This is a genomic window from Geobacter sp. (genome assembly GCA_009684525.1).
Classification (GTDB): domain Bacteria; phylum Desulfobacterota; class Desulfuromonadia; order Geobacterales; family DSM-12255; genus Geoanaerobacter.
Genome location: WKKR01000002.1, coordinates 772,707 through 795,197, shown reverse-complemented (window position 1 = coordinate 795,197; position 22,491 = coordinate 772,707). Strand labels below are relative to the sequence as shown.

The following is a 22,491-nucleotide window of genomic DNA, read 5'->3' as shown; positions in this document are numbered from 1 at the left end:
AGGGCTGCAGTCTTCAGGGGGGGTGCCGATGGCATCCCCCCTTTTTTTGCGTCCAGCCCCAATGTACGGCAACAGTCGCTGTCGGCACATGACCGTTCGGCGGAATCCCGCTCTTGAGGGGTGCATTTCCCGGCAGATTTTGCTATAGTTACGCCTTGGCGCGCCCTGTTCCGGATAGCGCGAGCCGATTCACCTGCGCAAGGAGCCCCGATGGAACTCTTCGAGCTGACCATCCACCAGCTGCATGACAAACTGAAACGCAAGGAGGTCTCGGCTCGGGAAGCGACCGAAGCCTACCTCTCCCGCATCGAGTCCACCAACCCGACGGTCAATTCCTTCATCACCGTAACCGCAGATACGGCACGGCAGGCTGCGACAGAGGCCGATGCCCGGATCGCGGCGGGAGATGTGGACATACTCACCGGCATCCCGCTCGCCCTCAAGGATATCTTCGTCACCAAGGGGATCCGCACCACCTGCGCCTCGAAGATGCTGGAGCACTATATCCCCCCCTACGACGCCACTGCCTGGACGCGGCTCAAATCGCGCGGGGCCGTGCTGGTCGGCAAGCTCAACCAGGACGAATTCGCCATGGGCTCTTCCTGCGAAAACAGTCCGTTCGGCCCAACGCGCAACCCCTGGCACCCGGAGCACATCCCCGGCGGCTCGTCGGGCGGCTCGGCAGCGGCCATCGCCGCACAGCAGGCAGCCGGCACGCTCGGCACCGATACCGGCGGCTCCATCCGCCAGCCCGCATCCCACTGCGGCTGCGTCGGGCTCAAACCGACCTATGGCCGTGTCTCCCGCTTCGGGGTGATCGCCTATGCCTCGTCCCTGGACCAGGTGGGGCCGATGGCGCGGGACGTCACCGACTGCGCCATCCTGCTCGGCGCCATTGCGGGGCACGACCCCAATGACTCCACCAGCGTGGATATGCCGGTCCCCGATTACCGCTCAGCCCTTGCCGCGGGCGTCAAGGGGATGAAGATCGGCCTTCCTGACGAGTATTTCATCGAAGGGCTCGATCCCGACGTGAAAAAGGCCATGGACGATGCCATCGCCACCTACCGCAGCCTGGGTGCGGAATTTGTCCGGATATCGCTTCCGCACACCGACTACGCCGTGGCCTGCTACTACCTGATCGCCACCGCCGAGGCGAGCTCCAACCTCGCCCGTTACGACGGCGTCCGGTTCGGCCATCGCGCCGGCGAGGCGGCCGGGCTCATCGACATGTTCATGAAGAGCCGCGCCGAAGGCTTTGGACCCGAGGTAAAGCGGCGGATCATGCTCGGCACCTATGCCCTTTCCTCGGGCTACTACGACGCCTATTACCTCAAGGCGCAGAAGGTCCGCACCCTGATTCTCCACGATTTCCTGCAGGCGTTCGACCAGATCGACGTGATCCTGACCCCTGTCGCCCCGACCCCTGCCTTCCGGATCGGCGAAAAGATCGACGACCCGCTGCAGATGTACCTGTCCGACATCTTCACCATACCGGTCAACCTCGCTGGAACCTGCGCCCTTTCCGTGCCGGCGGGCGAAAGCCGGGACGGCCTCCCCATCGGCCTGCAGCTTGTCGGCAGGCCCTTTGGCGAAGAGGCCATCCTCCGTGCCGCCTACGCCTTCGAGCAGGAGACACAATGGCATACCATGAAGGCAAAACTGTAGAGACGTAAGGTACCCCAAAACTTAACGGGTGCGGATTTCCCGAAGTCTCTCCACTCGTCCAGTCCTCCCCCGGAGGCGTAGCAACGCTGCGCCGCAAACGGAGAGGGCGAAGACGAGGGGAGAGAGGGCGGAAAAGCCACACCCGCCGGAGGATAGATGAACTACCAGCCTGTCATCGGACTCGAAGTCCACGTCCAGCTCAAGACCAATACCAAGATCTTCTGCGGCTGCTCCACCACCTTCGGCGCCAGCCCCAACTCCCAGACCTGCCCGGTCTGCCTCGGCCTGCCGGGGGCACTGCCGGTCCTGAACAAGAAGGTGGTGGACTACGCCATCCGCGCCGGACTTGCCACCAACTGCAGCATCTCACCCCGCAGCGTCTTTGCCCGCAAGAACTATTTCTACCCTGACCTGCCCAAGGGATACCAGATCAGCCAGTATGAACTCCCCATCTGCCTGGCCGGCCATCTGGATATTGAAGGGGATTGGGGTGTCAAGCGGATCGGCATTACCCGCATCCACATGGAGGAAGACGCCGGCAAACTGGTCCATGCCGACGTGTCCGGCCTGGGAGACGGCTCCGGGGTCGACCTGAACCGCGCCTGCACCCCGCTTCTGGAGATCGTCTCCGAACCGGATATCCGCACGGCCGACGAGGCGATCGCCTATCTCAAGAAACTGCACCAGATCGTAGTCTACCTGGGAATCACCGACGGCAACATGGAAGAGGGAAGCTTCCGCTGCGATGCCAACGTCTCGGTAATGCCGGTGGGAAGCGCTACCTTGGGCACCCGGGCTGAGATCAAGAACGTCAACTCCTTCAAGTTCGTCAAGCAGGCCATAGAATTCGAGATCGAGCGGCAGATCGAACTGATCGAGGAGGGGGGCAGGGTTGTCCAGGAGACTCGCCTGTTCGACCCGAACAGCGGCGCCACCCGCTCCATGCGGGGCAAGGAGGAGGCCCACGATTACCGCTATTTCCCCGACCCCGACCTGGTGCCGCTGGTCATCTCCAACGACTGGATCGAGGCGGTGGAACTCACCCTGCCCGAACTGCCCGACCCCAAGCGGAAGCGCTACCAGGAAGAGCTGGGGCTGACCCCCTATGACGCCGAGGTGCTGACCGCCAGCCGGGAGCTGGCTGAGTATTTCGAGGCCTGCCTCACAGCCGGAGCCCAGCCAAAAGGGGCGGCCAACTGGGTCATGGGCGAGGTCACCCGCGGCCTCAACGATGCCGGCCTCACCATTGCCGGCTGCCCGGTTGCACCGCAGCAGCTGGCAGACCTCCTGGCGCTGATCGACAAGGGGGTCATCTCCGGCAAGATCGCCAAGATCGTCTTCGACGAGATGTGGCAGACCGGCAAGGCGCCGGCAGCCATTGTCGAGGAAAAGGGGCTGGTCCAGGTTTCGGATACCGGAGAGATCGAAAGGATCATCGACGAGATCATGGCAGCCAACATGGGCCAGGTGGAAGAGTACCGCGGCGGCAAGGAAAAGGTCTTCGGCTTCTTCGTCGGCCAGGTGATGCGCGCCTCCAAGGGCAAGGCCAATCCGGCGGTGGTGAACGATCTTCTGGTGAAGAAGCTGAAAGGATAAATGACAACGTCCACCACAGAGTCACGAAGGCACGGAGAACAAAGCAAGGCTTCCTCCGCGTCTCTGTGGCAGATTTTCCAGCGAGGTAAGTATGTCCTTCCGTACCATCGAATGGCGTGACAATACCGTTATCATGATCGACCAGACCCGGCTTCCAGCCGAGGAGGTCTACAACGTCTATACCGACTTCCAGGGGGTGGCTGAGGCGATCCGCGGCATGATCATCCGCGGCGCGCCGGCCATCGGCGTGGCAGCGGCGATGGGGATCGCCCTGGGGGCGCGGGACATCATCGCCGACACCCATGAGTCGTTCTTCCGACAGCTGGAAAACGTCTGCGATGTCATGGCACGCACCAGGCCGACCGCGGTCAACCTCTTCTGGGCCATTGCCCGGATGAAACGGGTAGCCGAGGCCCACCGCGACCAGGACCTCAATGCCATCCGCGCCATCCTCAAGGACGAAGCGATCCATGTTGAAGAGGAGGACCGGGAGATCTGCCGGGCCATCGGCAAAAACGGCGGACCGCTCATCCCCGAAGGGGCCACCATCCTCACCCACTGCAACGCCGGCGCCCTGGCCACCGCCGGCTACGGCACCGCCCTCGGCGTCATCCGTGCCGCCCACGAGGCGGGCAAGAAAATCAGGGTGATTGCCGACGAAACCCGCCCCTGGCTCCAGGGGGCGCGCCTCACCGCCTGGGAGCTGATGAAGGACGACATCCCGGTGACCCTGATCTCCGACAACATGGCGGGCTGGCTCATGCAGAAGGGTGAGATCGACTGCTGCGTGGTCGGCGCCGACCGGATCGCGGCCAATGGCGACACGGCCAACAAGATCGGCACCTACAGCGTGGCGGTCCTTGCCAAGGAGCATGGCATCCCGTTCTACGTTGCCGCACCCGTCTCGACCCTCGACCTCTCCCTGGACAGCGGCGCCCAGATCCCCATCGAAGAACGGGGGAGCGCGGAAGTGACCCATATCCAGGGGGTCGGCATCGCGCCCGAAGGGGTCAAGGTCAGGAACCCGGCCTTCGATGTCACCCCGGCCCGGTATGTCACGGCCATCATCACGGAGCGGGGGGTGGCGCGGGAGGATTATCTCCGCTCACTGCGCGCCCTGGTGCAGGGATGACCCGCAACAGCGAATCTGCCGCTCTGCTTCTACCGCTCCTGGAGCGCATCGCCGACGCCGAGACCGATCAGCCCCTGGCCCTGTTCCTGGAAAGCAGGGGGTTTTCCTTCGGCGCCCGCTCCGCAGCCAACCTGAAACTGCTGGCAGCGGTTTTCCCGCCCGAATGCCTCTGCGCCATCACCCTGCAGGCCATTGCCACCCCCATGCCCGACATGGCGCTGAACAGTCTGGAGCGGATCAGCTCCATGGTCTCCGCCGAAGAGCTGCGCGTCATCTGCGGCAAGAAGTCCCGCCTGGCCCAGCTCCTGATCCTCTGCGGTTCGTCACCCTTTCTCACCAACATCCTCTGCCGCGACCCGGCCTATTTCCGCGATCTCTTCATCCGGCGTCGCATCGACAAGCGCCGCCAGGGTGACGAAACCGTCACTGCCCTGCGCGCGCTGGTCAGTGATACCACCGACTATGCCGCGCTCCTCCCGATCCTGCGCCGCTTCAAGTATGCCGAGGTGCTGCGGATTGCCGCCCGCGACCTGAGCGGGCTCGCAGCACTGGAAGAGGTGACCCTGGAGCTCACCCAGCTTGCCGCCGCGGCCCTGCAGGTCGCCTATGAAGTGACGAAGCGGATCCTTGCCGCCGAATACGGGCTGCCGGTCATGCGCACCCCCCAGGGTGACGCAGAGGCCGACCTGACCATCCTGGGGATGGGGAAATTCGGCGGCAAGGAACTGAACTTCTCCTCGGACATCGACATCATCTTTCTCTATTCGTCGGACAGCGGTGAGACCACCGGCATACCCGACGACCAGGGGGGGAGGCGGGGCAACATCTCGCTGCACGCCTATTTCGTCAAGCTGGCGGAAATGGTGACCAGGGCGGTGTCGCAGGTAACCGAAGACGGTTTTGTCTTCCGGGTCGACCTGGGGCTCCGTCCGGAGGGAAAGAGCGGCGACATGGCCATCTCGCTCCGCTCGGCCGAGGTCTACTACGAGTCCTGGGGCCAGTCATGGGAGCGGGCAGCCATGCTCAAGGCGCGGCCCGTGGCCGGTTCGCTGGAACTTGGAGAGCGCTTCCTCGCCGCCATCAGCCCGTTCATCTATCGCAAGTACCTGGACTACAACCTGATCGACGACATGATGGCGATGAAGAAGAAGATCGACGCCTCGCTGGCCAGGGAACGGGAGGGGGAGTACAACATCAAGCTCGGCCGGGGTGGCATCCGCGAGATCGAATTCTTCATCCAGGCGCTCCAGCTGGTCTATGCAGGGAAAAATCCGGGGCTGCGCGAACGGAATTCGCTCACGGCGCTGACGACCCTGAAAAATGCCCGTCTCATCCCCGAAGAGGACTACCAGGCGCTCGCCGAGGCCTACCGCTTCCTCAGGACCGTCGAACACCGGATCCAGGTGGTCCAGGAGCGGCAGACCCACAGCCTCCCCCGCAAGGAGGAGGAATTCACGGCACTGGCCCGGCGTTGCGGCTTCCTGCGCAGCAACGGCGCCGAACGCTTCCGCCGCACCTTGGAAGACCACCGCGGCAATGTGTCGGCCATCTACGGTGGGCTCTTTTTCGAGCGGGACCAGAAACTCCAGGGCGAGGTCTCCCCGGAGGTCTACGTCTTCTTCGACCACCGCGCCGATCCCGACCTGGTGAAGGACATGCTGGCAGAGCGGCGTTTCGAGAAGGTCGACACCGCCTACGACAACCTGATCATCCTGCGTGACGGACCGCCCCGCGCCAACCTCACCGAGCGGGCCCGCCGGATCCTTGAGCGGATCGCACCGCTTCTGCTTCAGGAGATCTTCGCCTCCCCAGACCCGGACATGGCCCTGACCAACCTGGAGCGGTTCCTCTCGGCAGTCGGCTCCCGTTCCACCTTCTATGCCCTGCTGGCGGAAAACCGTGAGGTGCTGAAGCTCCTGGTTTCGCTGTTCGGCATCTCCGAGTTCCTCTCCAAGATCCTCATCGGCCACCCGGAGATCCTGGACAGCATGGTTGCCAAGACCTACGCCTCCTCCTTCAAGGCGCGGGAGGTAATGGCGGAAGAGCTGTCGGCAATGCTGGAGCGGGCAGAGGATTTCGAGGAGCGTCTGGACGTGCTGCGCAGCTATCGTCACGAAGAGTTCCTCCGGATCGGCATGAACGACATCTACGGCAAGTTCGGCCAGTCCGAGATCGCCACCCAGCTCACCTCGCTGGCCGAGGTCTGCCTGGATGCGGCCCACCGGATAGCGACGGCGGAACTGGCTCGCTTCGGAACCCCCACCTGGCAGGACCCGGAGGGGAAGACCTGCGACGCATCCTTGGCCATCCTTGCCATGGGCAAGATGGGAGGGGGCGAACTCAACTACCACTCCGACCTGGACATCATCTACATCTATGACCACCAGGGGGTGACCAACGGCGAAAAACAGATCACCAACCACGAATATTTCGCCAAGCTGGGACAAAAGATCATCTCCATCCTCACCATGCAGACCCGCGAGGGGTACGTCTACAAGATCGACACGCGCCTGCGGCCGTCCGGTAACGCCGGCCCGCTGGTGACCTCGCTCGGCTCGTTCCGCGACTATCACCGCACCGAATCCCAGGTATGGGAACGCCAGGCCATGACCAAGGCCAGGGTGGTGCTCGGCAGCGCTGACATCAGGGAAGCGGTAGAGGAGGTCGTTCGCCAGACCGTCTACGGCAGCATGGCCGACGAAGGGGTGCGGGCGGAGATCCACCGGCTCAGGATGCGGATGGAAAACGAGATTGCCCGGGAAAGTGCCGGCAGCTACAACATCAAGACCGGCCGCGGCGGCATGGTGGACGTGGAGTTCATCGTCCAGTACCTGCAGCTGGTGCATGGCCACGACCTGGAGGAGATCAGGAGCCAGAATACCCTGCAGGCCCTGAAAGGGCTGCACAACCGTGGCATCTTCACCGAGGCGGAGGGGAGCGTGCTCCTCAACAGCTACAAATTCCTTCGCCGCCTGGAGAACCGGCTCCGGATCATCCACGACTACTCCATGAACGATCTGGGCGGGACCAGGAGCTACCTGAACAAGCTGGCGCTCCGGCTCGGCTACGATCCCAAGCTGCGCAACCCCGGCGATGCCCTGATGCAGGAATACCAGAGCGTGACCGACGCGGTGCGCCGGGTTTACAGCCAGATCCTGGGTGATGCCGAATGAGCGGAAAGAATGCCTGGCTGCTCGGCAACGGCGACCCGCCGCCACGGCAACCGTCGATCAACGAAATCATCTCCCTCCTGGAAGCCGAGCTGGCAAAGGGAGAGGCGATCTACACACCGGCGGAGCTGAAGAAGCTTGCCACGAAACTCTCCGAGTACCGCGATCACCTGCGCGTCCTCACCCAGGGGGGCTGAACCCCGCTCTTCCCATGGCCGATCCCTTCCTCCAGATCTTCCAACTGCTTTACCGCCACTACGGCCCGCTCAACTGGTGGCCTGCAGAGACGCCGTTCGAGGTCTGCGTCGGCGCCATCCTCACCCAGAATACCAACTGGGGCAACGTGGAAAAGGCAATCGCCAACCTGAAAGAATTGGGGCTGCTCTCGGCCGAAGGTGTGCGGGAGATCGAGACGGAACGGCTCGCAGCCGCCATTCGGCCGGCAGGCTACTACAACATCAAGAGCCAGCGGCTGAAGGAGTTTGTGGAGTGGCTTTATTGTCATCACGAAGGGAAGCTTGAGCGGATGTTCGCCGGGCCGTGGCAGGAGCTTCGGGGAGAACTGCTGGCAGTGCGGGGGATCGGCCGGGAGACCTGCGACGCCATCCTCCTCTATGCCGGCCATAAACCGAGCTTCGTGGTCGATGCCTATACGACGCGGCTCTTCGGCCGGCTCGGCCTTCTGGATGGCGCTTCCGGCTACGAAGCCATACGGTGGCGTTTCATGGAGAGGCTTCCCGAGGACGCACAGCTCTACAACGACTACCATGCCCTGATCGTTCAGCAGAGCAAGGAGTGGTGCCGCAAGAAACCTTGCTGCACGGGTTGCCCGCTCAGCGATCTCTGTCCTCGGCAGTGGTGATGGAAATCGGTTGGGGGGAAAGGGTAGTGCCGGTCAGCCGGGCATCGGTTGCAGGGTGATGACCCGGTTTCGCCCTTCGGACTTGGCCCGGTAGAGGGCTTCGTCGGCAACGCGGATGATGTCGTCGATGGAGTCGACGCCGGGACCGGGGTAGGTAGCCACCCCCATGCTGATAGTGATCTTGAGGGTCTGCAGCTTATGGGCGAAGGTGAGCTGCTGGACAGCCACGCGCACCCGCTCGGCCACAACCATCGCCTCGTCCAGGGGGGTCTCGGGAAGGATGCCAACGAACTCTTCGCCGCCGTAACGGGCTGCGACATCATAGCTGCGCAGGTGGCGCTTCACCAGGCCGGCCACGTTGACCAGCACCGTGTCCCCCTGCTGGTGGCCATGGACATCGTTCACCTTCTTGAAATGATCGATGTCCATGATGATGAGGGAGATGGGCGACCCTTTGCGGAAGGTGCGCTGGATCTCCTTCTCCAGAACCTCCATCATGTAGCGCCGGTTAAAGAGCTGGGTCAGCGGATCGGTGTTGGACAGCTCCTTGAGCAGTTCGTTGGAGTGCTTCAGCTCGTCCTGCAAAAGCTTGATCTTCAACTGCACCCTGACCCGCGCCACCAGTTCGCCCGGATCAAAGGGCTTGGTGACATAATCGCTTGCCCCCTGCTCCAGACCCTTTATTTTCAACTCCCGCGCCTCACGGGCCGTCAGCATGATGATCGGGATGCTCCTCAGCTCCTCCCGCGAGCGGACCATGGCGAGGAACTTGAACCCGTCCATGCGCGGCATCTCCAGGTCGCAGAGCACCAGATCGATCTGCGGTCGCTCGATGAGATACTTGAACCCCTCGATACCGTCCCGCGCCTGGAAATACTGATCCACAAGCGAGACCGCCTGAAGGGTCTGGACGATCTGCTCCCGAATCTTATCAGAATCGTCAATGATCAGAATGCTGGTGGGCATGTATCATATTCCCTGCAGAAAATATCAAGTCCAGGAACTGCTTGAGAATGGCTGCCGTCAATCCCCAGATCTCGTCTTCGCCGAATCCGTAGAAGTATACCGGATGCAAACGTCCTTTCCAGTTCCAATCTTCGATACGGAAACATTTCGGATCGAGAAGATGCCGAACCGGCACCTCCAATACCTTATCGATCTCTGCCATATTCAACTTGAGCGAAAGAAACGGTGAAACAAAACCCACATAGGGGGTGACCAGGTAATTATGCACCGAGTAGAAGTCGTCCAACTGCCCCAGCAGCTCGACCTGTTCCGGCCTGATCCCAACCTCTTCCCAGGTCTCTCGCAGGGCGGCATGCTGCAGATCCTCCTCGGGATTGCAGACCCCGCCGGGAAACGAGATCTCCCCGCCATGGTGGTTGAGCTGCGCGGTCCGTTTGGTAAAGAGCAGGTGATACTCGCCATCTTTCACAAACAGCGGAACCAGCACCGCAGCGGGGACCGGCCCCGGCGGAAGCGGAATACGCTCGCGCCCTGCCAAGACGGTCCGTATTCTCTCCAAGAGATCGATCGCCATCGGGTATCATGACCGGTCCCGCATCTCCCCCGCAAAGGGTGCAGGCCGCGCGTCTCCTTTACAGTACCGGTTCCCGGGCAAGCCGTTTTAGGTCGGCAATGGTTGCTACGTAATCGTTGCTGCCGAAAACGGCGCTGCCGGCCACAAACACGTCCGCACCTGCGTGGGAGATCCTGGCAATGTTATCCACCTTGACGCCGCCGTCAACCTCCAGCTCGGTCTCCAGGCCACGTCGGTCGAGCATACCCCGGAGTGCATGGATCTTGGGGATGCACGCCTCGACGAACGATTGCCCGCCAAAGCCGGGATTGACGGTCATCAGCAGCACCAGGTCAAGTTCGTCAAGAACGTAATCCAGCACCTGCAGCGGCGTGGCGGGATTCAGAGAAACGCCGGCCTTTTTCCCCAGGGAACGGATGAGCTGCACGGTGCGATGCAGGTGCCAGCAGGCCTCGGCGTGGACCACGATGATATCGGCGCCGGCAGTGGCAAAATCGGGGATGAACCGGTCAGGATCGGTGATCATGAGATGCACGTCGAGGGGGAGATCGGTGACCGCGCGAAGTGCCGCAACCACCGGAGGGCCGATGGTGATATTGGGGACGAAGTGGCCGTCCATCACATCCACGTGGATATAGTCCGCACCTGCAGCGGCAACGGCCCTCACCTCTTCGCCGAGCTTGGCGAAATCGGCCGACAGAATCGAAGGGGCAATCTTTTTCATGTTATTTCCTTTATGATTATCTGGAGCGGGAAGGGGGCAAAGGGGAGAATTCCCGCAGGGGGCACAGACGAAAACTAGTGATGCGACTTCCGTAATCGTGCGGCACAGAAGCCGTCCATCCCGTGCCGGTGCGGCCAGGAACGGAAAAATCCTCGCTCGGTACAGAGGTCCGCAGACCAGGGAAACAGTTCAATCACATTTTCTAGCACAAAATCGCTGTGATGCGAAAGAAAATCCTCCACAACCGCTTCATTCTCGGCAAAGGTGGTGGAGCAGGTGGCGTAGACCAGCAGCCCGCCTTCGGCAACGCACTCTGCGGCACTCGCAAGGATCCGCTTCTGCAGCGCTGTCAGCTCTGCCACATCCTGCGGCGTCTTCCACCATTTCCCCTCGGGGTTACGCCGGAGGACCCCCAGTCCCGAGCAGGGGGCATCCACCAGCACCCGCGGGAACAGTTCGCCGGAAAGTGCCTGACCGGCATTCGCCGCATCCATGGCCCTGGTGGAGATGATGTCGATCCCGAGCCTCTGCGCGCCGAGCCGCACCTGCTCCAGGCGGCGCGGATGGAGGTCGCAGGCAAGGATGCTCCCCTGGTTGCCCATCTGCTCGGCGAGGCAGGCAGCCTTTCCACCCGGAGCGGCGCAGAGGTCGAGCAGACGATCGCCTGCCACAGGCGCCAGCAGCAGGGCTATCAGCTGTGATGCCTCGTCCTGGACCGAAAAGAGCCCTTCCTGAAAACTCGGCAGGGTGGCAAACGGGACCGGGGAGCTGAGCTGGGCGCCAAGGGGCGAATAGCGGGCTGGCAGAGCCGTGGCACCTTCTGCGGCAAGACGCTCCAGGAGCGCTTCGCGGGAGATGTGCAGCGTGTTGACGCGGATGGTCAGGGGGGGTGCCTCGCTCATGACACGGCAGAGCTCCTCTGCCTCTGTCGCACCCAGCTGATCGATCCAGTCGGCGACGATCCAGACAGGTTGGGAGTAACGCGCCGCCAGATAGGCCCGGAGATCGGTACCCGGATCGGGATAGGCTATGGCTGCCCGCTGTCGATCTGCCTGCCGCAGCACGGCATTGACAAACCCCGCTGCCCGTGGAGCCACTCCATGGGCGAGTTTGACGGTCTCGTTCACCGCCGCGGATGCGGGTATGCGGTCGAGGAAGAAGAGCTGGTAGAGGCCAAGGCGAAGCAGCGTCAACACGGCCCGCTCCAACCGGTCCACCCGCTGCCGGGAAAACTGGTTGATGATATGGTCCAGCGTGCCGCGCCGGCGCAGCACCCCATACACCAGCTCGGTCAGGAGGCCGCGGTCGGCACCCTGAAGTTCTCCCCGTGAAAGCTCCCGATCAAGGAGGATATCGGCAAACGAATGCTCTTTGTCAATGCGGGCAAGGATGGAAAAGGCAGACTGGCGGGGGTTGGCGGGCAAAAAGTCACTCCTGACACACAATTAATTACATCTCATCCCGCTACGGCGCGGTTCCCGCAACCGCTGCCTACATCGGCTCGGGACAACCGCAGGCGAAAGAGAGTCAGTATAGCAAAATACGCGGATTTTGCGAGAAAAAGTATCTATCCCGCTCACCGCGCCGCAGATTCGAGACGGTCACTCCCGCCGGCCATGGGCCATCGCCTCCAGCCGGCGCACCCGCTCCTCAAGCGGGGGATGGGTGGAGAAAAGCGACATCAGGCCGCCGCCGGTGAGTGGATTGACGATGAACATGTGGGCTGACGCCGGATTGGCCTGCATCGGAATCTGCTGGTTGGCGAGCTGGAGTTTTTTCAGGGCGCCGGCAAGGTAGAGGGGATTGCGGGAGAGCTCGGCACCACCCCGGTCGGCCTCGTATTCCCGGGAACGGGAGATCGCCATCTGGATCAGCATGGCGGCAAGCGGCGCAACGATGGCCATGGCCAGCAGGCCGAATGCGCCTCCTCCGTCATCGTCCCGATCCCGACCACCGCCGAAAATGGCCGCCCACTGCGCCATGTTGGCCAGGTAGGTGATGGCTCCGGCCATGGTTGCGGCAATGGAGGAAATCAGGATATCGCGATGCCTCACATGGGAGAGTTCGTGGGCCATGACACCCATCAGCTCTTCGCGAGTGAGAATCCGCATGATCCCGGTGGTGGCAGCAACTGCAGCATGTTCGGGATTGCGGCCAGTGGCAAAGGCATTGGGAGTCGGCGCATCGATCAGATAGACCCTGGGCATCGGCATTCCTGCCTGCATCGTCAACTGGCGCACCAACCCAACAAGGTCCGGCTGTTCCCCCTCGGTCACCTCCTTGGCACCGTACATCGCCAACACGATCTTGTCGGAAAACCAGTATGACCCCAGGTTCATCACCGCAGCCATGATCAGCGCAAAACCCATGCCGTTGCGTCCGCCAATGGCTCCGCCGGCCAGGACCAGCACGACCGTCAACAGCGCCATGAGGAATGTGGTACGGAGAGTGTTCATGTATCACCTCAAAATCATGTAAAGATATAGGCTATTTCCTATCTCTGAGAGTAGTATAAACACTGCGATGCAAAACATCAAGGGGCGGTCAGACTGGGGCAGGACCGGGAACAGCCATCTGAAATAAGCCTTCTGCGCATCTTGACAGGGAATCGCGGTCGATTATGCTCTTCTCAACCGGCCGCTACACTCTGCATACGGCAAAAACAGCAGCGCCGCCGGCGAGCATGCGGGCAGCGCAATGAACAGCAAGGAGTTACGGTGGATCATCTCATGTGGGGCATCCTGATTGCAGGACTGGCGGCACTTTCCCTGGGTGCCGCGGGCCATGCCCTCCTGCTCAAGCGCGATCCCCGCTCTGCCCTCGGCTGGATAGTGGTCTGCATCACGGCGCCGTTTCTCGGGCCGTTCCTCTACTGGGTGATGGGAGTAAACCGTATCCACCGGAAGGCCCGCCAGTGGCTGGAGAGCGGCCGCAGGGTTGCAGGGTGGGACCAGTTCCCCGTCTGCTTCGACCGGGCCGCCGAACTGGGACTCCCCCCCGGCTGCGAACATCTCCAGGAATTGCGCACCCTTTCCGACCGGGTGGTCTCCGCCCATCTGTCGAGCGGCAACCGGATCACCGCGCTGGAAAACGGCGACAGCGCTTATCCGGCAATGCTGGCAGCCATCGATGCAGCCACCCGCTCCGTCCATCTCTCCACCTATCTCTTTGAAAGCGACGAGATCGGCCGCAGGTTCGTCGCGGCGCTGACAGCCGCGGCAAAGCGGGGCCTGGACGTCCGCGTCATCATCGACAGCCTGGGGGAAAAGTACTCCCGGCCGCTGGCCCGTAATCTCCTCAAGGGATCAAAAGTAAAGATCGGCCGCTTCCTCCCTTTACGGCACGGAGGCTACCTGAACCTACGTAATCACCGGAAGATCCTGGTTGTGGACGGGACCACGGCATTTACCGGGGGGATGAACATCGGCAGTCGGCACATGGTAACACCGCCCCTGACGGAAGATCCGGTGAAGGATCTGCAGTTCCGGGTGGAGGGACCGGTGGTGACCAATCTACAGCGGATCTTTCTTGAGGACTGGCACTTCGTGGCAGGCGAGCTGGTGAACGACGAAATCTTTTTCCCGGAGATCCCCGCCGTTGGGACGGCAATGGTCCGGGCAGTGAGCGACGGCCCGGACAAGGAGTTCCGGAAACTCCTCTGGATCATCATGGGGGCACTATCCTGTGCACGGCGTACCGTCAGGATCATGACCCCCTACTTCATCCCCGACCGGTCGCTCATTTCGGCCCTCATCACGGCAGCCATGCGTGGCGTCGACATTGCGCTGATCCTGCCCGCCCGCAACAACCTGCCGTTCGTCCACTGGGCGAGCAGGGCCTACCTGTGGGAGCTCCTCCAGCACGGCATCAAGGTCTATTACCAGCCCCCGCCGTTCGTCCATACCAAACTCTTCCTGGTGGACGACGTCTGGTCGCTCATCGGCTCGGCCAATCTGGACCCCCGCAGCCTGCGGCTCAATTTCGAGCTCAACCTGGAGGTCTATGATCCCGCCGGTACGCAAGAGCTCTGCCGCTATTTCGACTCTGCGCTCATGATGTCCCGCGAGGAGAGCCTGGAAAACGTGGATGGCCGGCCGCTTCCGGAAAAGATCCGCGACAGCGTGGCCAAACTCTTCTCCCCCTACCTCTGATCGACCCCTATCAGCCGCCCAGATGCTTGAGCAGCCGGCTCATGGCAAGCGCCACCTTTTCCCGGCTGTGCGCCTCTATGGTGTAGACCGCGTCAGGCGCATACTGGCGCATGAGGCTGAAAAAGAGATCGAAGTCGATATCGCCGTCGCCGATGGGGAGGTGCTCATCGCGCGTCCCATGGTTGTCATGGATATGCACCTCGGCAATATATGAGCCGAGCTGGGCAAACCACTCCTCCATCCCCACCTTGTGAAACAGGTTCCAGTGCCCAACATCGAAACAGTGGCGCAGGTTCGGCAGGTTGAAGGCATCGAGCAGCCCCCTGAGGGTGGACGGTTCTTCCTCGAAGATGTTCTCCACGGCAATGGTGCAGCCGATTCCCTCCGCCCGCTCCAGGACCCGACGGAAGGAGTCGATGCAGTTGCCGAGCCAGGTATCCTGGCTGTCGCCATAACGCCAGCGGTCATACCCCGGATGGAAGACCATCACAACCGGTTTGAGGATCTCCGCCGCATCCAGCACCTGCTCGAAGCGCCGGGCCGTGACCTGCCGGATGAGCGGCTCGGGAGAACCGGGATTCAGATCCATGAACGGCGCATGTATGGTGGTCCTGAGGCCGCTGGCATGCAGGGCGTCGGCTATGCTCGCCAGCTCTTCCACAACCAGGCTGTCCAGGGCATCGCCGTTCAGGAAAACCTCGGGATTGATCCGCTGCTCCAGGATAAAGTCGAGGTGCTGGGCGAGATAGGGATAGGGGACATGTGCACATACCAGGTTAGTCATGGGAACGTCCGTGCTCCTTCTTCTGTTTGTTTTTCACTTCCTCGTCACTGGGAGAACGGCCGAACAGCTGCTCCAGCTTGTCGATGGCCGTCGGCTCGCCGAGGATGATGAGGGTGTCGCGCGCTTCCAGCTTGGTCTGGGAGTGGGGATTGAATATCATTTTGCCGATCTTTTTCTTGATGCCGATGATGATGACGCCGGTTTCCTTGCGGAATCCCGAGCTGACCAGGGTCTCGCCGACAAACCGCGAGTTGGGGGGGATTTCCAGTTCCTCCATCTGCAGGTCGAGATGCTCGCGGCCGGTGGCGATCTCGATGAAATCCACCACGTTGGGGCGGAGTATCGCCTGCGCCATCCTGCTCCCACCGATGAGATAGGGTGAAACCACCTTGTTGGCCCCGGCCCGCTTCAGCTTGATCTCCGACCCTTCCTCACCGGAACGGGCCAGGATGTAGAGTTCGGGATTGAGACCTCGGGCGGTCAAGGTAATGTAGACGTTCTCGGTGTCGGAGGTGACCACCGATATGAGCCCTTTGGCGCGCTTGATGCCGGCGCGCAGCAGGGTCTCGTCGTCGGTGGCGTCGCCGTGCATATAGAGATACCCTTCCTCCTTGAGCTTTTCGGCAATCTCGGAGGTCTTTTCCACCACAACGAAGGGGAGCGGCTTGGCTGCAAACTCCCTGCAGATGAGCGATCCCATCCGCCCGTACCCGCAGATGATGTAGTGATCGGCAAGGGCTTCTATCATCTTTTCCACTTTCTTCCTCCCGATAAAGCGTTGCAGCTGCCCCTCGAACATGATCTGGGCAAGACTCCCCACGATGTAACCGAGTACGCTCACCCCGAAGACGATCAGGATCATGGTGAAGATCTTGCCGCTGTCGGAGAGATCGTGCACCTCCCTGAAACCGACCGTACCAAGGGTAATGGTAGTCATGTAGAGGGCATCGAGAAACCGCCACCCCTCAATGGACATGAAACCCACCACTCCCAGGGTCACCAAGACTCCCAGGACAGTAATCGATATCTTCAGGTGTCGTACAGGATCCACCGGCCGCTCCTTCCGGCAAAGCTTACTATCGCATAGGGTAAATTGCAAGCCGATTGCCGTCACGACAGCCTGCGACACCGCTGTTTTCAAGGGAGTTCGTCGTATTTCTTGACAAATCATGTATACTGTATACAATTCGCCTAACTGTGCTCAGGAGAAAAAGATAATGAAAAGAAATATCGAAAAGCACCTTACGTTGCGCGAACGGATACTGGAGACTATCCGCGACGCCATTGTCAAAGGGGCACTCAAGCCCGGGGAAAAGGTTGCCGAACCGGAACTTGCCGAACGATTCGGCATCAGCCGCACCCCTATCAGGGAGGCATTCCGGCAGCTCGAATCAGAAGGGTACCTTACCGTCATCCCCCGCAAGGGCGCGGTGGTTACCTCCTTTTCCCAGAAGGACGTGGAAGAGTTCTATGCCATCAAGAGCATCCTGGAGGGATATGCGGCCCGCAAGGCGTGCCAGAATCTCAGCGCCAAAGAGATCGACAAACTGGAAGCCATCAATGCCAAACTGTTCCAGCTTGCCGAAGACTCCGACGTGAAACAGTTCTTCAAGGTGCATAACGATTTTCACGACCTGTTCATCAAAGCTGCCAGCAACGATAAGCTCTGCGACATGATCGCCAGCCTGGTCAGCAAGTTCCAGCGCCTCCGCCTCGCCTCCTTAAGCCTCCCCGGCCGCATGAAGGTTTCGGCGCAGGAACACGAAAAGATCATCGAGGCGTTCAGAAGAAAAAATCCGGCCATGGCGGAAAAACTGGTCCGTAAGACCGCGGAATATGGCGGCAGAGTACTTACGCAGACCGGCGACATGAGCGCTTCCCTGAAGCCTTCGGAAAGAAATGCAATGATGCACATGGATCTCTGATCCCCGACACCACGAGCAGACGCACACACCTCCACCCTGCCCCACGGCTTGCCTCTGCCCAGACTCTCTTTCACGACCCGGAAGAGCCCCTCTACAGCCCTGCACAACATTCCCCTGCCGCAAAAACCGCCTCGTGGGCCAGCAGACGCTGCCTGACAGAAGAGTCCAACGCCAACTCCCATATTTTGACTGGCCTTTTTCTCTCAATATCCCTATAATTGGCCGATTTTTCGGTAACCCCTTCCGTAAGGACGGAGCATGAAGGTCATAGCCCTGATCCCGGCCGCCGGCATGGGAAAACGGATGGGCGCCGGTATCAACAAGCAGTACCTCCTTGTTGCCGGCATTCCCATCGTTGCGCACACCATAGCAGTCTTCGACTCATCCCCGCTGGTGGACGAGATCTACGTCATCTCTCCCCTGGATGAGATCCCCTACTGCCGGAGCGAGGTTGTGGAGGCGCACGGCTTTGCCAAAGTCAGGGCCATTGTGCCCGGCGGCGCTGAGCGCCAGCATTCGGTACTCAACGGTCTGCGCGCCGTCGTCTCCCCGGCCGACGACGATGTGGTCCTGATTCACGACGGCGTTCGCCCCTTTGTCACGGCAGAGATCATCGAACGGTCCATCGACGTTGCCCTGCAAGCCGACGGCGCCCTGGTGGCGGTGCCGGTCAAGGATACCATCAAGGTGGTTGTCGACGGGACGATCCGGGAAACACCGCCCCGCGCGAACCTCTGGCAGGCCCAGACTCCACAGGCCTTCCGCTACGGGATCATCCGCGACGCCCACGAGCGAGCCGCAACCGAGGAGGTCCTGGGCACGGACGACACCTCGCTGGTGGAGCGGCTCGGCAAAGAGGTCAAGGTCGTCATGGGCGACTACCGGAACATCAAGATTACGACCCCCGAAGACATGATCCTGGCCGAAGCTTTTTTGCGGGCCAGGGAGACGAAAGAGGAGTAACGCATGCGGATCGGACATGGCTACGATGTCCATCGCCTGGTCGAAGGACGCAGGCTGATCATGGGCGGGGTGGATATCCCCTGGGAAAAGGGGCTGCTCGGCCACTCCGACGCCGACGTCCTGCTCCACGCCATCGCCGACGCCATCCTCGGCGCCATTGGCGAAGGTGACATCGGCAAGCATTTCCCCGACACCGACCCCCGCTACAAGGGGGCCGACAGCCTGAAACTCCTTGAGCACGTGGGGAATCTGGCCCGTGAAAAGGGGTACCAGCTCGGCAATCTCGACGCCACCATTGTGGCCCAGCGGCCCAAGATGGCACCCCATATCCCCCGGATGCGGGAAAATATCGCCAGGGTCCTGGCAGCCGGGGTGGACCGGGTCAACGTGAAGGCGACCACTACCGAGGAACTCGGCTTCTGCGGCCGCGGCGAGGGAATCGCCGCTCATGCCGTCGCATTGATGATGCCGTCACCCCACTGAACGAGGCATACCATGTCAGATGCACCCGAAAAAGAGACCGTCACCCCCACCAACTTCCTGCGCCAGATCGTCGAGGCAGACCTCGCTTCAGGAAAGCACACCACCATCATCACCCGCTTTCCTCCCGAGCCAAACGGTTACCTCCATATCGGTCACGCCAAGTCGATCTGTCTCAACTTCGGCCTGGCCCGCGACTTCAACGGGCGTTGTCACCTCCGTTTCGACGACACCAACCCGGCCAAGGAAGACGTGGAGTTCACCGAGTCGATCAAGGAGAGTGTCCACTGGCTCGGATTCGACTGGGGCGAGCACCTCTACTATGCGTCGAACTATTTCGAGCAGCTCTACCAGTGGGCCGAGCACCTGATCACGGCAGGGAAAGCCTACGTGGACGATCTGACTGCCGAAGAGATCCGCCAGCACCGCGGCACCCTGACCGAACCAGGCACGGAGAGCCCCTATCGGAACAGATCGGCAGAAGAGAACCTGGATCTGTTCCGTCGGATGCGGTCCGGTGAGTTCGCCGATGGTGCCAAGGTTCTCAGGGCCAGGATCGACATGGCCTCCCCCAACATAAACCTGCGCGACCCGGTACTGTACCGTATCCTCCATGCCAGCCACCCCCATACCGGCGATGCATGGTGCATCTACCCGATGTACGACTTCGCCCACGGCCAGTCCGACGCCATCGAGGGAATCACCCACTCCATCTGCACCCTGGAGTTCGAGGACCATCGCCCGCTCTACGAATGGCTGCTCAATAACCTGCCAGTGCCCCACCAGCCGCGGCAGTACGAATTCTCCCGTCTCAACCTGTCCTATACGGTCATGAGCAAGCGCAAGCTGATGCAGCTGGTTCAGGACAGGGACGTCAGCGGTTGGGACGACCCGCGCATGCCGACCCTGGTCGGTCTGCGTCGACGGGGCTATACCCCGGAATCGATCCGCACCTTCTGCGAGCGGATCGGCGTCGGCCGGAGCGACAGCTGGATCGACATGAGCATCTTGGAGGAATCTGTCCGCGAAGACCTGAACGAAAGGGCACCACGGGCAATGGCGGTGTTGCGCCCCCTGAAGCTGGTCATCGAAAACTATCCCGCAGGGGAAGATGAAGAGTTCATTGTGGCCAACCACCCCCAGAATGCAGAGATGGGAACCAGGACGGTCCCCTTTTCCCGCGAACTCTGGATAGAACGGGACGATTTCATGGAAGAGCCGGTAAAAGGGTTCAAGCGGCTCTCGCCGGGCCAGGAGGTCCGGCTTCGGGCAGCCTACATCATCCGCTGCACCGAGTGCGTCAAGGACGGGGCAGGAAACGTGGTGGAGGTGCGCTGCACCTATGACCCGGAAACAAAGAGCGGCCTGCCCGGCGCCGAGCGGAAGGTCAAGGGGGTGATTCACTGGGTCTCGGCGTCCCATGCCCTGGACGCCGAAATCCGGCTCTATGACCGCCTGTTCGCTCAGCCGAACCCGAGCGGCGACGACTGGAAGCAGCAGATCAACCCGGACTCGGTGGAGATCCTGACCGACTGCAAACTGGAACCATCCCTGAAGACAGCCGCGGTCGAGCAGCGCTTCCAGTTCGAGCGCAGCGGCTACTTCTGCGTCGACTTGAAGGACTCCACGCCCGCTTCGCCGGTTTTCAACAGAACCGTTACCCTGCGCGACTCCTGGACCAAACGCTGATTCATGATTCCGGCAGCGCTCTGCGGCCGAATCCAGAGTAATCCCACTACGAGGTATCTCCTATGGCATTGCGTGTCTATAACACCCTGACCGGCAGCAAGGAAGAATTCATCCCCGTCGAACCGGGCAAGGTCAAGATGTACGTCTGCGGCGTCACGGTCTATGACCATTGCCACATCGGCCATGCCCGGGCGAACGTGGTCTTTGACATGATCTACCGCTATCTGCGCTATGCCGGTTATGCAGTGACCTATGTGCGCAACTACACCGACATCGACGACAAGATCATCAACCGGGCCAATCGCGACGGCATCCCCTGGAATGAGGTCGCGGAGCGGTTCATCGGCGAATTCGACCGCGATATGGCAGCGCTCGGCCTGGAGCTCCCCACCCATCAACCAAAGGCGACCGAGCATATCGCCGAGATCATCGAAATCGTCCAGCGCCTGATCGATCGCGGTCATGCCTATGCCGTGGAGGGGGATGTCTATTTCCGCGTCGCTACCTTTACCGACTATCTCAAACTCTCCAAGCGCAACCTGGAGGACATGCAGGCCGGCGCTCGGGTCGAAGTGGACGAGCGGAAGGAAAACCCCATGGATTTCGCCCTCTGGAAGGGGGCCAAGCCGGGCGAGCCGGCCTGGGAATCGCCTTGGGGCCCCGGTCGCCCCGGCTGGCACATCGAATGTTCTGCCATGAGCATGAAATTCCTCGGCACCACCTTCGACATCCACGGCGGCGGCAAGGACCTGGTCTTTCCCCACCATGAGAACGAAATCGCCCAGTCAGAGGCGGCCAATGGCTGCCAGTTCGTCCGTTACTGGCTCCACAACGGCTTTGTCAATATCAATGCCGAAAAGATGAGCAAGTCCCTGGGCAACTTCTTCACCATTAAGGAAGTGCTTGCTCGCTACGACAGCGAGGTCCTCCGCTTTTTCCTCCTCTCGGCCCACTACCGCTCCCCCATTGACTTCTGCGACCAGAACCTGACCGAGGCAGGAACCGGCCTGGAGCGCATCTACTCCGCCCTTGCCTCCATCGACGCGGCACTGCAGGCGGATGCCGTTGCACCGGCAGGAAACAGCAGCGAAGCCGGACAGGAGCTTGCCGCAAAGGTCGCCGATTTCCCGGCCCGCTTCCGCGAAGCCATGGACGACGACTTCAACACGGCCCTTGCCCTGGGGAACATCTTCGAACTGGTCCGGGCCGCCAACCGCCTTATTGCCGAAGCGAACGGGCTTTCCTCCGACCAGGCCGAGCTTCTCGCAGCAGCCCGGCAGCGGATCAGGGAAGCCGGTCAGGTTCTGGGGCTCTTTCACTCCGAACCGGGTTCGTTTCTGGACAGGATCAAGGGACAAAAGATGGCCGGCATTGAGATCGGCCAGGAAGAGATCGAGCAGCTGATTGCCGAGCGAGCCGCGGCGCGCAAGGCCAAGGACTTCAAGCGAAGCGACGAAATCAGGGATCTGTTGCTGGCCAGGAATATCGTGCTGCTGGATGGTGCGGAAGGAACCACCTGGAAGGTCAAGTAGCAGGGCGCTTTTCTCTGCAGATGCACAAAAGGCCGCGTAAGCGGCCTTTTGTGGTGCATGAGTCCGGCTGCGATCAGGCAGCTTTCTTGCTGAACTCCGGATTGATCCGCATTTTTACCATTTCCATGGCTTCGCGCATGATCTGTGAAACACTCTTGTTCGTCACGCTCATGATCTCTTCGAGTACAGCCCTCTCCTCGTCACTGATCCGCATCGACACCACATTGTAACGCGGGTTTTCCCTCATTCTTCCCATTGTCGTCATCCTCCTATGT

20 protein-coding genes are annotated in these 22,491 nt (G+C 61.3%); 12 read left to right on the top strand and 8 right to left on the bottom strand.

Translation table 11 applies throughout. The features are described from left to right. The first annotated feature begins 210 nt into the window (after positions 1 to 210). From gatA to GJT30_09710, 6 genes are all read left to right on the top strand, one after another. Positions 211 to 1,668 (top strand): Asp-tRNA(Asn)/Glu-tRNA(Gln) amidotransferase subunit GatA, encoded by a 1,458-nt coding sequence (gene gatA, locus GJT30_09735; protein MSM39884.1) that lies wholly within the window; start codon positions 211 to 213, stop codon positions 1,666 to 1,668. Positions 1,669 to 1,824: 156 nt separating this feature from the next. Further along, positions 1,825 to 3,264 (top strand): Asp-tRNA(Asn)/Glu-tRNA(Gln) amidotransferase subunit GatB, encoded by a 1,440-nt coding sequence (gene gatB, locus GJT30_09730; GenBank protein MSM39883.1) that lies wholly within the window; start codon positions 1,825 to 1,827, stop codon positions 3,262 to 3,264. Between the two features lie 91 nt (positions 3,265 to 3,355). Next, a complete protein-coding gene (gene mtnA, locus GJT30_09725; GenBank protein MSM39882.1) occupies positions 3,356 to 4,396 on the top strand; it encodes an S-methyl-5-thioribose-1-phosphate isomerase in 1,041 nt (346 codons plus the stop codon). Beyond that, entirely contained in the window at positions 4,393 to 7,569 is a 3,177-nt protein-coding gene (glnE, locus tag GJT30_09720) for a bifunctional [glutamate--ammonia ligase]-adenylyl-L-tyrosine phosphorylase/[glutamate--ammonia-ligase] adenylyltransferase (protein MSM39881.1), read from the top strand. Before mtnA ends, glnE begins: the two co-directional genes overlap by 4 nt. Next, positions 7,566 to 7,763, top strand: coding sequence for a hypothetical protein (locus GJT30_09715; GenBank protein ID MSM39880.1), 198 nt, complete (start codon positions 7,566 to 7,568; stop codon positions 7,761 to 7,763). The genes glnE and GJT30_09715 overlap by 4 nt, the downstream gene beginning before the upstream one ends. Positions 7,764 to 7,777: 14 nt before the next feature. Next, positions 7,778 to 8,428, top strand: a complete 651-nt coding sequence (locus GJT30_09710; protein ID MSM39879.1) for an endonuclease III domain-containing protein — start codon at positions 7,778 to 7,780, stop codon at positions 8,426 to 8,428. Positions 8,429 to 8,461: 33 nt separating this feature from the next. Here the strand turns inward: GJT30_09710 and GJT30_09705 are convergent, their stop codons facing one another. The 5 genes from GJT30_09705 to htpX all read right to left on the bottom strand — a co-directional run bounded on the left by GJT30_09705 (position 8,462) and on the right by htpX (position 13,148). Further along, a complete protein-coding gene (locus GJT30_09705; GenBank protein ID MSM39878.1) occupies positions 8,462 to 9,394 on the bottom strand; it encodes a diguanylate cyclase in 933 nt (310 codons plus the stop codon). Continuing rightward, complete coding sequence (locus GJT30_09700; GenBank protein ID MSM39877.1) at positions 9,369 to 9,968, bottom strand: NUDIX domain-containing protein; 600 nt, start codon at positions 9,966 to 9,968, stop codon at positions 9,369 to 9,371. The genes GJT30_09705 and GJT30_09700 overlap by 26 nt, the downstream gene beginning before the upstream one ends. Before the next feature lie 58 nt (positions 9,969 to 10,026). Then, positions 10,027 to 10,692: a ribulose-phosphate 3-epimerase gene (locus tag GJT30_09695; GenBank protein MSM39876.1), complete on the bottom strand. Its 666-nt coding sequence runs from the start codon at positions 10,690 to 10,692 to the stop codon at positions 10,027 to 10,029. Between the two features lie 74 nt (positions 10,693 to 10,766). Beyond that, positions 10,767 to 12,116: a 16S rRNA (cytosine(967)-C(5))-methyltransferase RsmB gene (gene rsmB, locus GJT30_09690; protein ID MSM39875.1), complete on the bottom strand. Its 1,350-nt coding sequence runs from the start codon at positions 12,114 to 12,116 to the stop codon at positions 10,767 to 10,769. Between the two features lie 177 nt (positions 12,117 to 12,293). Further along, positions 12,294 to 13,148 carry a zinc metalloprotease HtpX gene (gene htpX, locus GJT30_09685; protein ID MSM39874.1) on the bottom strand — a complete coding sequence of 285 codons (855 nt, stop codon included), beginning with the start codon at positions 13,146 to 13,148 and terminating at the stop codon, positions 12,294 to 12,296. Between the two features lie 273 nt (positions 13,149 to 13,421). Between htpX and cls the strand changes: the two genes are divergently transcribed. Then, a complete protein-coding gene (cls, locus tag GJT30_09680; protein MSM39873.1) occupies positions 13,422 to 14,843 on the top strand; it encodes a cardiolipin synthase in 1,422 nt (473 codons plus the stop codon). Between the two features lie 10 nt (positions 14,844 to 14,853). Here the strand turns inward: cls and GJT30_09675 are convergent, their stop codons facing one another. Both GJT30_09675 and GJT30_09670 read right to left on the bottom strand, forming a co-directional pair. After that, positions 14,854 to 15,627 (bottom strand): TIM barrel protein, encoded by a 774-nt coding sequence (locus GJT30_09675; GenBank protein MSM39872.1) that lies wholly within the window; start codon positions 15,625 to 15,627, stop codon positions 14,854 to 14,856. Further along, positions 15,620 to 16,678, bottom strand: a complete 1,059-nt coding sequence (locus GJT30_09670; GenBank protein ID MSM39871.1) for a potassium channel protein — start codon at positions 16,676 to 16,678, stop codon at positions 15,620 to 15,622. The genes GJT30_09675 and GJT30_09670 overlap by 8 nt, the downstream gene beginning before the upstream one ends. A gap of 166 nt (positions 16,679 to 16,844) precedes the next feature. On the opposite strand from GJT30_09670, the gene GJT30_09665 reads away from it, so the two are divergent. The 5 genes from GJT30_09665 to GJT30_09645 all read left to right on the top strand — a co-directional run bounded on the left by GJT30_09665 (position 16,845) and on the right by GJT30_09645 (position 22,216). After that, positions 16,845 to 17,552 (top strand): FCD domain-containing protein, encoded by a 708-nt coding sequence (locus GJT30_09665; protein ID MSM39870.1) that lies wholly within the window; start codon positions 16,845 to 16,847, stop codon positions 17,550 to 17,552. Positions 17,553 to 17,810: 258 nt separating this feature from the next. Beyond that, positions 17,811 to 18,515: a 2-C-methyl-D-erythritol 4-phosphate cytidylyltransferase gene (gene ispD, locus GJT30_09660; GenBank protein MSM39869.1), complete on the top strand. Its 705-nt coding sequence runs from the start codon at positions 17,811 to 17,813 to the stop codon at positions 18,513 to 18,515. A 3-nt stretch (positions 18,516 to 18,518) separates the two neighbouring features. Beyond that, positions 18,519 to 18,998, top strand: a complete 480-nt coding sequence (locus GJT30_09655; protein ID MSM39868.1) for a 2-C-methyl-D-erythritol 2,4-cyclodiphosphate synthase — start codon at positions 18,519 to 18,521, stop codon at positions 18,996 to 18,998. 12 nt (positions 18,999 to 19,010) lie between these two features. After that, positions 19,011 to 20,684: a glutamine--tRNA ligase/YqeY domain fusion protein gene (locus GJT30_09650; protein MSM39867.1), complete on the top strand. Its 1,674-nt coding sequence runs from the start codon at positions 19,011 to 19,013 to the stop codon at positions 20,682 to 20,684. Positions 20,685 to 20,746: 62 nt separating this feature from the next. Further along, on the top strand, positions 20,747 to 22,216 hold the full coding sequence (locus tag GJT30_09645) for a cysteine--tRNA ligase (GenBank protein ID MSM39866.1): 1,470 nt from the start codon (positions 20,747 to 20,749) through the stop codon (positions 22,214 to 22,216). A 73-nt stretch (positions 22,217 to 22,289) separates the two neighbouring features. Here GJT30_09645 and GJT30_09640 read toward each other — a convergent pair whose 3' ends face one another. After that, a complete protein-coding gene (locus GJT30_09640) occupies positions 22,290 to 22,472 on the bottom strand; it encodes a ribbon-helix-helix protein, CopG family (GenBank protein ID MSM39865.1) in 183 nt (60 codons plus the stop codon). Between the last annotated feature and the right edge of the window lie 19 nt (positions 22,473 to 22,491).